Here is a 12,761-nt window from a genome sequence, read left to right as displayed (position 1 = left end):
CATTGCGATGAATAACCTATTTACACCAAGTGCAAAAAATGTGTTGGTCTTAGCGCAAGAACAAGCTAAGTATTTCAAACACCAAGCAGTGGGAACTGAACATTTATTGTTAGCACTAAGCATTGAACAAAATGGCATCGCAAACAAGGTGCTGCAGCAATTCTCAGTTACTGAAGACGATATTAGAGAAGAAATTGAACGATTTACCGGCTACGGTACGCTTAGCAATGTGGATAAGGATACTTATTTACCATATTCACCAAAAGCAAAGGAAGTTTTGTCTGTTGCTGGGGATGAAGCAAAGCGTTTAGGGGCTGTTAAAATTGGGACAGAACATTTGTTATTAGCTTTATTGGCTGATGAGAGTATTTTATCTTCCCGAATTTTAATGAATTTGAATGTTGATTTAAATCAAACTCGTAAAATTATTTTGCGGCGTTTAGGTGTTACTGATACACCCAAAAGGCATCAGGCTAACCGTGCTAAAGCAGCGCAACAGCCAGAAGGCACACCAACGTTAGACTCACTGGCTCGTGACTTGACCCAAAGTGCTCGTGAAGATCAAATGGATCCTGTTGTTGGTCGCGAACAAGAAGTTCGTCGGGTGGTACAGATTTTAAGTCGCCGAACAAAAAATAATCCAGTTTTAATTGGTGAACCAGGTGTTGGTAAAACCGCTATCGCTGAGGGATTGGCACAAAGAATCGTTTCAGGTGCTGTTCCAGAAGATTTAGCTAGTAAACGTATTATGATGTTAGATATGGGTTCTTTGGTAGCTGGTACTAAATATCGTGGTGAGTTCGAAGATCGCTTAAAAAAAGTTATTGATGAAATTTATCATGATGGACATGTGATTTTATTTATTGACGAATTGCATACATTAATTGGTGCCGGTGGTGCCGAAGGGGCCATTGATGCATCCAATATTTTGAAACCTGCTTTGGCACGTGGTGAGCTGCAAACAATCGGTGCCACGACACTAGACGAATATCAAAAATATATTGAATCGGATGCTGCTTTAGAACGACGCTTCGCAACTGTTCAAGTAGATGAACCGACTGAAAATGAGTCGATCGCAATTTTGAAAGGCTTACGGAGTCGTTATGAAGAACATCATCATGCTGAAATTACCGATGAAGCAATTGAACAGGCAGTTAAATTATCTTCTCGGTATATTAGTGATCGTTTCTTGCCCGATAAGGCCATTGATTTGATGGATGAAGCTGGTGCAAAGGTTCGAATTGATGCGCAAGATAAACCATCTAAGCAGTCTAAACAGGCTGATAAATTAGTCGATTTGAGAGCCAAGAAAGAAGCTGCGATTGAGTCGCAAGATTTTGATTTGGCTGCTAAATTACGCCAACAAGAATTGAAGTTGAAGGCTAAGATTGAACAACAAACTAGTCAACCTGATGACCAACAACCGCACTATGATTTGCAAGTTACTGAAGAAGATGTCGCCCAAGTTGTTGCAGAATGGACAGGAATTCCTTTGACCCAGTTACAAAAGAGTGAAAGCGATCGACTGGTTAACTTGGAAAAAGTGCTCCATGAACGAGTAATTGGTCAATCAGAAGCTGTTTCGGCAGTTTCACGAGCTATTCGTCGCGCTCGAAGTGGTTTGAAAGATCCAAATCGCCCAATCGGTTCATTCATGTTCTTAGGACCAACAGGGGTTGGAAAAACTGAATTAGCTAAAGCGTTAGCCGAAGCAATGTTTGGTTCTGAAGACAATATGATTAGGGTTGACATGTCTGAATATATGGAAAAATACAGTACTAGTCGTTTGATTGGTGCTGCACCAGGGTATGTAGGCTATGATGAAGGTGGACAATTAACCGAAAAAGTTCGTCAACATCCTTACTCTGTTGTGCTATTGGATGAAGCTGAAAAGGCACATCCAGATGTGTTCAACCTGTTGCTTCAGGTTTTGGACGATGGCTATTTAACTGATGCTAAAGGTCGGCGCGTTGACTTTAGAAATACAATCTTAATTATGACTTCTAACCTGGGTGCAACAACTCTTCGTGATGAAAAAGAAGTTGGGTTTGGCGCTAAAGATGTCCAACAAGATTACAAGGCAATGTCTGCAGCTATTAGAGAACAGCTGAAGTTGCATTTCCGTCCTGAGTTCTTAAATCGAATCGACGAAACAGTGGTCTTCCACTCATTAACAAAGCCAGAGTTACATCAAATTGTTAAACTAATGGCTAAACAGGTTGTTAAGCGAGTAGCTGAACAAGCAATTAATGTTAAAATTACGAATGCAGCTATTGATGTAGTTGCTGAGGCAGGATTTGATCCAGAATATGGTGCTCGTCCAATTCGGCGTGCATTACAGACACAGATTGAGGATCGTCTTAGTGAAGCAATGTTAGCTGATGAAATTAAGATTGGTGATACTGTTACAATCGGTGCACGACAAGGTAAAATTAGAGTCAGTGTTGCTGATGATCAACAAAACTCACATTTAATTACAAATTAAGGAGTGTGTAAAAAGACGATTAGATTTCGAGCATTAACGTAACTTTAGTAATGATTCCTGATTTTGGGATCGTTACTAAAGTTGGGTTAAGCGCAGAGATCTGTCTTTTGAAGCACGTTCAAAAAAGGAGTGTGTAAAAAGACGATTAGATTTCGAGCATTAACGTAACTTTAGTAATGATTCCTGATTTTGGGATCGTTACTAAAGTTGGGTTAAGCGCAGAGATCTGTCTTTTGAAGCACGTTCAATCAAAAAACGAAGAGGTACGGAATGAAAATTCCATACCTCTTTTTGTTTGGTAAGCTTAATTAAACTTATGAAGGTAAAGTTAGTGAAACTTGTGTAATTATTTTCATTACAAAGTGAATTACTAATAAATTTTCTATTGAAAAATACTGATATAACAGGCTTTTAAAAGTTTTAGTTGTCAAAAATCATATTTCAGGTGATAATTGAACTTGCATTTAAGCGTTAGAAGAAAGAAAATAGATTCATGCTGATTATAACTAAGGGGTAGATAAAATGAAACGGGCTGAGCAATTGGAAAAAACAAGAACATCAATTTTAAATACGGCACGAAAACTTTTTTTGCAAACTGGCTATCAAGGAACCTCGACTCGAGATATTGCCAGCCAGATTGGAATTACACAACCAGCGTTGTATCATCACTTCAGTGATAAAGAAGTAATTTTTTTAGAAGTTATCTCGCAAGTTGGTAGTGAAGTTCGTAATGGAATTAATAAAGTGTTACGCAAAAGTGATTTAGATCCGATTGATCGATTAACCCAGATTACTCAAGTGCTAACCCATCTGCATCCTAATAGTATTTTTACACTCATTCACGGTAGTTTTAAAGAATTGACTCCTGGGAGTCAGCGTAAATTAGGCATGATTTTTAGAATGGACTATTTAGCACCAATTGCTGAGTATTTCAAATTACCTGAGGTTAAACTGCGGCCAGAAATTTTGCCTGATGAAGCGGCAGAATTCTTTATTTCAAGCTTGAGCCCTGTTTTTACTAGTTTTCATCGTATTGGTGGCGACTCACTTTCAGATGAGGAGCAAATTAAATTACTGTTGCGTTTAATTATGTTTGGGATCGCTAAAGAAGCATAGCTAAAACTAAATATCGTTGTGATCGTTGTGACTTGACTTATTACGCCAAAAAACATATACTACTCTTCGTATGTAACTGTGTGTTTATTTGAATCGGATGATCTATTGTCCATGCGGTTCTTCATAGAAACCAAAGACAGCAAGTGCTGTTTTTGGATTTTTTTTGCTCAAAAGTAGGTAAAAAAGCAATTTGTAACCAAATTGTAATATTGCTTTTGGGATAAATGCACTGAATAAATTTGAGAGGTGAACAGCTTGGCCGGACATTTAGTAAAATACGGTAAACACCGTACCCGTCGTAGTTACTCACGAATCAAGGAAGTTCTTGATTTGCCAAACTTGATCGAAATCCAAAGCGATTCTTACCAATGGTTCTTGGATGAAGGTCTCCGGGAAATGTTTGATGATATTATGCCGATTGATGATTTCCAAGGTAATTTGTCCTTAGAATTTGTTGATTATCAATTATTAGAACCGAAGTATACAGTGGATGAGGCTCGCGAACACGATGCCAATTATTCTGCTCCTTTGCATGTTACTCTTCGTTTAACAAACCATGAAACTGGTGAAATTAAGTCGCAAGATGTATTCTTTGGTGATTTTCCATTAATGACCGATCAAGGTACATTTATTATTAATGGTGCAGAACGGGTAATCGTTTCACAATTGGTTCGCTCGCCAGGAATTTACTTTAATGAAGAACTAGATAAAAATGGTCGTCCTAGTTTTGGGGCTACTTTCATTCCTAACCGTGGTGCTTGGCTTGAATATGAGACTGATGCCAAGGATATTTCGTATGTTCGAATTGACCGAACCCGTAAAGTTCCGTTGACTGAATTAGTGCGTGCACTAGGTTTTGGTTCTGATGATGAAATTATTGATATGTTTGGTAACAATGAATCATTGTCACTGACGTTAGATAAAGACATCCATAAGAATAATGAGGATTCACGTGTTGAAGAGTCGTTGAAGGATATTTACGAACGACTTCGCCCAGGTGAACCTAAGACTGCTGATTCGTCTCGTAGTTTGTTAACAGCTCGTTTCTTTGATCCAAAGCGCTATGACATGGCTCCGGTTGGTCGTTACAAGACAAACAAGAAGCTTAATTTGAAGACCCGTTTGTTGAATCAAACACTTGCTGAAACATTGGCTGATCCAGAGACTGGTGAAGTAATTGCTCAAAAAGGTGACATTGTCACTAAAGAAGTAATGCATGATCTGGCACCATACTTAGATCGAGCTGACTTCAAGACAATCACATATAATCCTTCTGAAGAGGCTGTTGTGACTGAACCAGTTGAATTACAAAAGATCATGGTTTATTCAAAGGTTGATCCAGAACGTGAAGTGCCAATGATTGGTAATGGTCACATTGATTTGAAACTCAAGCATATTCAACCTGCTGATATCTTGGCTTCGATGAGTTATTTCTTTAACTTACAAGAAGGTATTGGTAACACGGATGATATTGATCACTTGGGTAACCGTCGTATCCGCTCTGTTGGTGAATTACTCCAAAATCAATTTAGAATTGGTTTATCACGAATGGAACGTGTGGTTCGTGAACGGATGTCAATTCAAGATAGTGCAACTGTGACACCACAACAATTGATTAATATTCGACCAGTTGTCGCATCAATCAAGGAATTCTTTGGTTCATCACAACTATCACAATTCATGGATCAAACAAACCCATTAGGTGAATTAACACATAAGCGCCGTCTATCTGCGCTTGGACCTGGTGGGTTAACTCGTGATCGTGCCGGATATGAAGTTCGAGATGTGCACTATACTCATTATGGTCGTATGTGCCCAATTGAAACGCCTGAAGGCCCTAACATTGGTTTGATTAACAGTTTGTCAAGCTACGCGCGAGTTAACAAGTATGGTTTCATTGAAACACCATATCGTCGTGTTTCATGGGAGACACATAAAGTTACTGATAAGATTGATTATTTGACTGCTGACGAAGAAGATAACTATGTTATTGCACAAGCTAACTCACCACTAGAAGATGATGGTTCGTTTGTCGATGATGTTGTTATGGCTCGTTCACAATCAGACAACATTGAAACAAGCATTGAAAACATTGATTACATGGATGTTTCTCCTAAACAAGTAGTCTCTGTTGCTACTGCATGTATTCCTTTCTTGGAAAACGATGATTCTAACCGTGCCTTGATGGGTGCTAACATGCAACGGCAAGCTGTTCCATTACTTGATCCTCATTCACCACTAGTTGGTACTGGGATCGAATATAAAGCAGCCCATGATTCAGGAGTTGCTTTGATTGCTAAGTATGATGGAACTGTTGAATATGTGGATGCACGTGAAATTCGTGTTCGTCGCGAAGATGGTGCCTTAGATACTTACAAACTAATGAAGTTCCGTCGTTCAAATGGTGGTAAAAACTATAACCAACGCCCAATTGTTGCTTTAGGTGACAAAGTTGATGCTAATGAAATTTTGGCTGATGGTCCATCAATGGAAAATGGGGAATTGGCTTTAGGTCAAAACCCATTAGTTGCTTTCATGACATGGCAAGGTTATAACTTTGAAGATGCGATTGCGATTAATGAACGGTTGGTTCGCGATGATGTCTATACTTCTATTCATATTGAATCATATGAATCAGAAGCTCGTGATACAAAACTGGGACCAGAAGAAATGACCCGTGAAATTCCTAATGTTGGTGAAGATGCATTAAAAGATCTTGATGACGATGGAATTGTTCGTGTTGGTGCTGAAGTTCAAGATGGGGACATTTTGGTCGGTAAGGTTACTCCTAAGGGTGTAACGGAATTATCAGCTGAAGAACGTTTGCTACATGCTATCTTTGGTGAAAAGTCACGTGAAGTTCGTGATACTTCATTACGAGTACCTCATGGTGGTGGCGGAATTATTCAAGACGTTAAAGTCTTTACTCGTGAAAACGGGGATGAATTGTCACCTGGTGTTAACATGATGGTTCGAGTATATATTGCACAAAAACGTAAGCTTCAAGTTGGTGACAAGATGGCCGGGCGTCATGGTAATAAAGGTACTGTTTCTGTGGTAATTCCACAAGAAGATATGCCATACATGCCAGATGGAACACCAATTGATATTATGCTTAGTCCCATGGGCGTGCCTTCACGTATGAACATCGGACAAGTTATCGAATTGCATTTAGGAATGGCTGCTAAAAAGCTCGGTATTCATGTTGCAACCCCTGTTTTTGACGGGGCAACTGATGATGATGTTTGGGACGCAGTTAAGGAAGCTGGGCTTCCTTCTGACGGAAAGACTGTTTTATATGATGGTCGGACTGGTGATGCGTTTGACAATCGAATTGCTGTTGGTGTGATGCACTATATGAAACTCGCCCACATGGTTGATGACAAGATCCATGCGCGTTCAATTGGACCTTACTCATTAGTTACACAACAACCACTTGGTGGAAAAGCACAATTTGGTGGCCAACGGTTTGGTGAAATGGAAGTTTGGGCACTGGAAGCTTATGGTGCTGCATATACACTACAAGAAATCTTGACTTACAAGTCGGATGATGTGGTTGGCCGTGTGAAAACATATGAAGCAATCGTGAAGGGTGAACCAATTCCTAAGCCTGGTGTACCTGAATCATTCCGCGTGCTGGTAAAAGAATTACAAGCATTAGGGTTGGATATGAAAGTGCTTGATGGCAAACAACAAGAAATTGAACTCCGTGATATGGATGATGATGGTGATGATGTTGTCAACGTTGATGCTTTAAGTAAATATGCACAACAACAAGCAGAACAAAACCAAGCTCAAGATGCTCCAGCTAAAGAGCAAGCACCTCAAGAAGAAACAAAACAAGATTAATTCGCTAAATTGCAGTTATTAAGTTAAGGAGGATCATCCTTTGATTGATGTCAATAATTTTGAAAGCATGCAAATCGGTCTGGCATCACCAGATAAGATTCGTAGCTGGTCATACGGGGAAGTAAAAAAGCCCGAAACGATTAACTATCGAACTTTGAAGCCAGAACGTGATGGCCTGTTTGATGAACGGATTTTCGGTCCCACTAAGGACTGGGAATGTGCTTGTGGTAAGTACAAGCGGATTCGTTATAAAGGTGTTGTTTGCGATCGTTGTGGGGTTGAAGTTACTCGTTCGAAAGTACGTCGCGAACGAATGGGACACATCGAATTAGCTGCACCAGTTACACATATTTGGTACTTTAAGGGTATCCCAAGTCGAATGGGCTTAGTATTAGACATGAGTCCTCGTGCGTTGGAAGAAGTAATTTATTTTGCTTCTTATGTTGTCTTAGATGGTGGCGATACACCACTTGAAAAGAAACAACTGTTATCCGAGCGTGATTATCGTGATAAGAAGTTAGAATATGGCAATAAGTTCAGTGCTGAAATGGGTGCTGAAGCAATTAAAAAGCTCCTTGAAGAAGTTGATCTTGAAAAAGAAGCAGCCGAATTGAAGGAACAATTGAAAGAAGCTTCTGGACAAAAACGGACCCGTGCGGTTCGTCGTTTGGATATTTTGGAAGCCTTCATCAAATCCGGTAATAATCCTGACTGGATGGTTATGGACGTTGTTCCAGTTATGCCACCAGACTTACGACCAATGGTTCAACTTGAAGGTGGACGGTTTGCGACTTCTGATTTGAACGATTTATATCGTCGAGTTATTAACCGTAATAATCGTCTTAAGCGTCTTTTGGACCTTAATGCACCTGGAATCATTGTTCAAAACGAAAAGCGGATGTTGCAGGAAGCTGTTGACGCTTTGATCGACAATGGTCGTCGTGGCCGTCCAGTTGCTGGTCCTGGTAACCGTCCTTTGAAGTCACTTTCTCATTTATTAAAGGGTAAGCAAGGACGGTTCCGTCAAAACTTGCTCGGTAAGCGAGTAGACTACTCTGGCCGTTCAGTTATTGATGTTGGTCCTTCGTTACGAATGAACCAAATGGGTCTACCAGTACCAATGGCAATGGAATTATTCAAACCATTTATCATGAAAGAATTGGTTAAGCGGGAATTAGCTTCTAACATTAAGAATGCTAAGCGTAAGATCGATCGTAAAGATGATGATGTTTATGATGTTTTGGAAGATGTAATTAAGGAACATCCAGTGTTACTTAATCGAGCACCTACGTTGCATCGTTTGGGAATTCAAGCTTTTGAACCAGTGTTGGTATCAGGAAAAGCAATGCGCGTTCACCCACTTGTGTGTGAAGCCTACAATGCCGATTTTGATGGTGACCAAATGGCGATTCACGTGCCTTTATCCGATGAAGCACAAGCAGAAGCACGTCTGTTAATGCTTGCCGCCGGTCATATTTTAGCTCCTCGTGATGGTAAACCAGTGGTTACACCTTCACAAGATATGGTTATCGGTAACTATTACCTAACTACTGAAGAAGCTGGCCGTGAAGGCGAAGGAATGATTTTTAAAGACATTGATGAAGCTAGAACAGCTTATCAAAATGGCTATGTGCACTTACATTCACGTGTTGGGGTTCTAGCCGCATCAATGACTGAAAAACCATTTTCAGCTGATCAAAAAGACAAAGTATTGATGACCACTGTTGGTAAGTTGATCTTTAATGACATTTTGCCAACTGATTTTCCATACTTAAATGAACCAACTAATGAAAACTTAACTGATAGTATTAATGATAAGTATTTCTTGGCTGCTGGTGAAGATTTGAAGGATCATCTAGCTGATGCTCCATTGATTCCACCATTTAAGAAGGGATTCTTGTCAGATATTATTGCCGAGGTTTATAAGAAGTATAAAGTTACGGCTACTTCATTACTATTGGACCGAATGAAAGATTTAGGCTACTACGAATCAACTATTTCTGGGTTAACGGTGGGTATTTCTGATATTACTGATTTGAAAGAAAAACCAGAAATCATTGCAAATGCTCATAAAGAAGTCGCAACGGTTTCAAAGCAGTTCCGTCGTGGACTAATCACTGATGATGAGCGATATGAGCGTGTTATTGGTATTTGGAATGACGCTAAAGATGAAGTTCAACAGAAACTAATTGATAGCATGGATTTGCATAACCCAATCAACATGATGAGTGATTCTGGTGCCCGTGGTAACATTTCTAACTTTACTCAATTAGCTGGTATGCGTGGTTTGATGGCCGCTCCTAATGGTAAAATCATGGAATTACCAATCATTTCAAACTTCCGTGAGGGACTAACTGTGTTGGAAATGTTTATTTCTACTCATGGTGCTCGTAAAGGAATGACTGATACGGCCTTGAAGACTGCTAACTCGGGTTACTTGACTCGTCGACTAGTTGATGTTGCTCAAGATGTAATTGTTCGTGAACGTGATTGTGGTACTGATCGCGGTTTGAAGATTACAGCAATTACTGAAGGTAACGAAATGATTGAACCATTGTATGATCGAATTTTAGGTCGTTATACAATGAAGTCAGTTATGGATCCACAGACTGGCGATAAGATCGTTGGCAAGAACGTGATGATTGATGAAGATGCTGCTCAAGCAATTATTGATGCTGGGGTCACTGAAGTCACAATTCGTTCAGCATTCACATGTAACACTAAGCATGGTGTTTGTGAACATTGTTACGGTCGTAACGCTGCCACTGGTGACAAGGTTGAAGCCGGTGAAGCTGTCGGAACTGTTGCTGCTCAATCAATTGGTGAACCAGGTACACAACTAACAATGCGTAACTTCCATACCGGTGGTGTGGCTGGTAACGAAGATATTACTCAAGGTCTTCCACGTATTCAAGAAATTGTTGAATCTCGGAACCCTAAAGGTAAAGCTGAAATTACTGAAGTTACTGGTAGTGTTGAATCGATTGAAGAAAACCCAGCTGAACGTACAAAGGAAGTTACTATTAAGGGTGAAACCGATACTAGAACTTATACTTTACCAATTACAGCGCGGATGAAAGTTGCTGAAGGTGACTTTATCCATCGTGGAACTTCATTAAATGAAGGTTCAATTGATCCTAAGGAACTATTACAGGTTCGTGATGTTCTATCTACGGAAACTTATCTGTTAGCAGAAGTTCAAAAGGTTTATCGTATGCAAGGGGTAGAAATTCTAGATAAACATATTGAAATTATGATTCGTCAAATGTTACGTAAGGTTCGTGTCATGGATCCTGGTGATACTGATGTTCTTCCTGGTGCTTTGATGGATATTGATGAATTCCGTGATGATAATTACAAGACATTAGTTGCAGGTGGTATTCCAGCAACTGGTCGTCCGGTAATCTTAGGAATCACTAAGGCTGCACTTGAAACAAATAGTTTCTTGTCAGCTGCATCATTCCAAGAAACAACTCGTGTGTTAACTGATGCCGCAATTCGGGGCAAAAATGATCCATTAGTTGGTTTGAAGGAAAATGTTATTATCGGTAAGATTATTCCTGCCGGTACAGGAATGTCTGAATATCGTGGAATTAAGCCTAAAGAAGTTGGTGTAGCATCAACTGAAGGAGTTTACTCCATTAGCGATATTGAAAAACAGATGAAGGAAAAAGAATAGAGTGCAAACAGCCACGTTTAGATGTCGTGGTGTAACACAAAAAAACTGCGATGATTCGAATTATGAATCATCGCAGTTTTTTTGTGTTACACAATAGACATCTGTGGCTGTTTGCACGTTTTCACAATTAAAATAGAAAGATTCGATGATTCGAATTGTGAATCTTCGCAGGTTTTTTTATGTTACACAATAGACGTCTGTGGTTGTTTGCACGTTTTTGTTAAAGTTTAAATAATTTAATCTAACCCAAACATAATTAACTCAGGAAAACTAACAATAAATAGAAAAGCAAATGATAGAAAGGGAACAAAGGCCAATTGACCTTTATGTTTTGAAATCAAGAAGTAAATAATTGCGGTTAAAGAACTAATTGCGATCACCAAGAGTACTCCGCTAAAACCAATTAATAACTGAAATAAGATGATTAGTTCTACATCACCAATACCAAGGCTGTGTGAAATTAAGGCAAAAAAACTTAAAAATAATAAGGTGGCCAGTAACAATAACCATTGTTGTAATGAAAAATCGTACCAGTTAACCAAAATAAATAGACTTGGTACAAAACCAACTAAACTTGCAGTGTAGATATAGTGATAAAATACATCAGTAGTTGTACAAAAAATTAAAGTGGTGCTGATACAAATCAAAGCAAGACTTGGCAATGCAAAGTATCGCGGTAAGGTAGAAAAAAACAGTCCAAGTGCGAGTTCATTAATTGTCGATAAAGCCGAAATATGACTATGACAAAAATGGCAACGTCCTCGCTGAAGTAAATATCCTAAAATAGGAATTAGTTGCCAAGCTTGCAATTGATGCTTACAACTATCACAGTGTGACCTTGGCGTGATAATGGATTGACGATTAGCTAGTCGGACAGCACATAATGTCAAAAATGACGCTAGACAACTCCCATAAACAAAGTACAAAAAAACAATCATAAATATCCCTCCTAATAAGATACTTACGCAAAAACCTAAGAATTGTGTTTATTGATTGTAAAAGGACGTTGACACTCAATATTGAGCGTGCTATTCTAATAAAGGTGCTTTTTTAGCAACGCAGTTACTCTGTCGCTCGGCAGGTTTGTGCTGTCGTCGGTGAGTAGCACAATTTAACACGATCTTTGTGTGTTTTTTTTATAAGATAAAAAGAACCACCTGGATGTGTGGACTTAAAGTAAGCTTGAGAATAAGAAAGGGGAACTAATTTCATGCCAACAATTAACCAATTGGTACGTAAAGGACGTAAGTCACATAGTTCAAAGTCGAAATCACCAGCTTTGAATTTTGGTTACAACAGCTATAAGAAGGCTTCAGTTGTTAACCCATCACCACAAAAAAGAGGAGTTGCTACTCGTGTCGGCACTATGACACCAAAGAAGCCTAACTCTGCTCTTCGTAAGTATGCGCGTGTGCGTCTATCTAACTTGATCGAAGTTACAGCTTATATTCCAGGAATTGGTCACAACCTACAAGAACATAGTGTTGTTTTGATCCGTGGAGGCCGTGTTAAGGATTTACCTGGGGTTCGTTACCATGTTATCCGTGGAACTCTAGATACTGCCGGTGTTGAAGACCGTCGTCAAGGTCGTTCAAAATACGGTACAAAGAAGCCAAAGGAATAAGGAGGGGT

The 12,761-nt window shown here is 39.4% G+C and carries 6 protein-coding genes; 5 read left to right on the top strand and 1 reads right to left on the bottom strand.

Annotation, left to right across the window (positions count from 1 at the left end):
- Nucleotides 1–7 precede the first annotated feature (7 nt).
- The 4 genes from FFM51_RS03370 to rpoC all read left to right on the top strand — a co-directional run bounded on the left by FFM51_RS03370 (nt 8) and on the right by rpoC (nt 11,129).
- Nucleotides 8–2,485: an ATP-dependent Clp protease ATP-binding subunit gene (locus FFM51_RS03370; RefSeq protein WP_137597234.1), complete on the top strand. Its 2,478-nt coding sequence runs from the start codon at nt 8–10 to the stop codon at nt 2,483–2,485.
- A 522-nt stretch (nt 2,486–3,007) separates the two neighbouring features.
- The gene (locus tag FFM51_RS03365) at nt 3,008–3,601 is read left to right on the top strand and encodes a TetR/AcrR family transcriptional regulator (protein ID WP_137597233.1); all 594 of its coding nucleotides are present in this window, start codon (nt 3,008–3,010) and stop codon (nt 3,599–3,601) included.
- 246 nt (nt 3,602–3,847) lie between these two features.
- Nucleotides 3,848–7,450 carry a DNA-directed RNA polymerase subunit beta gene (rpoB, locus tag FFM51_RS03360; RefSeq protein WP_137597232.1) on the top strand — a complete coding sequence of 1,201 codons (3,603 nt, stop codon included), beginning with the start codon at nt 3,848–3,850 and terminating at the stop codon, nt 7,448–7,450.
- A 40-nt stretch (nt 7,451–7,490) separates the two neighbouring features.
- The gene (gene rpoC / locus FFM51_RS03355) at nt 7,491–11,129 is read left to right on the top strand and encodes a DNA-directed RNA polymerase subunit beta' (RefSeq protein ID WP_137597231.1); all 3,639 of its coding nucleotides are present in this window, start codon (nt 7,491–7,493) and stop codon (nt 11,127–11,129) included.
- A 236-nt stretch (nt 11,130–11,365) separates the two neighbouring features.
- Here the strand turns inward: rpoC and FFM51_RS03350 are convergent, their stop codons facing one another.
- Nucleotides 11,366–12,067, bottom strand: coding sequence for a prepilin peptidase (locus FFM51_RS03350; RefSeq protein WP_137597230.1), 702 nt, complete (start codon nt 12,065–12,067; stop codon nt 11,366–11,368).
- Nucleotides 12,068–12,339: 272 nt separating this feature from the next.
- On the opposite strand from FFM51_RS03350, the gene rpsL reads away from it, so the two are divergent.
- Nucleotides 12,340–12,753, top strand: a complete 414-nt coding sequence (rpsL, locus tag FFM51_RS03345; RefSeq protein ID WP_137597229.1) for a 30S ribosomal protein S12 — start codon at nt 12,340–12,342, stop codon at nt 12,751–12,753.
- Nucleotides 12,754–12,761: the final 8 nt, after the last annotated feature.

Source organism: Paucilactobacillus kaifaensis (assembly GCF_005405145.1).
GTDB classification, from domain to species: domain Bacteria; phylum Bacillota; class Bacilli; order Lactobacillales; family Lactobacillaceae; genus Paucilactobacillus; species Paucilactobacillus kaifaensis.
Note: the sequence above shows the minus strand (reverse complement) of the source record. Positions and strands in the feature narration are given on the sequence as shown.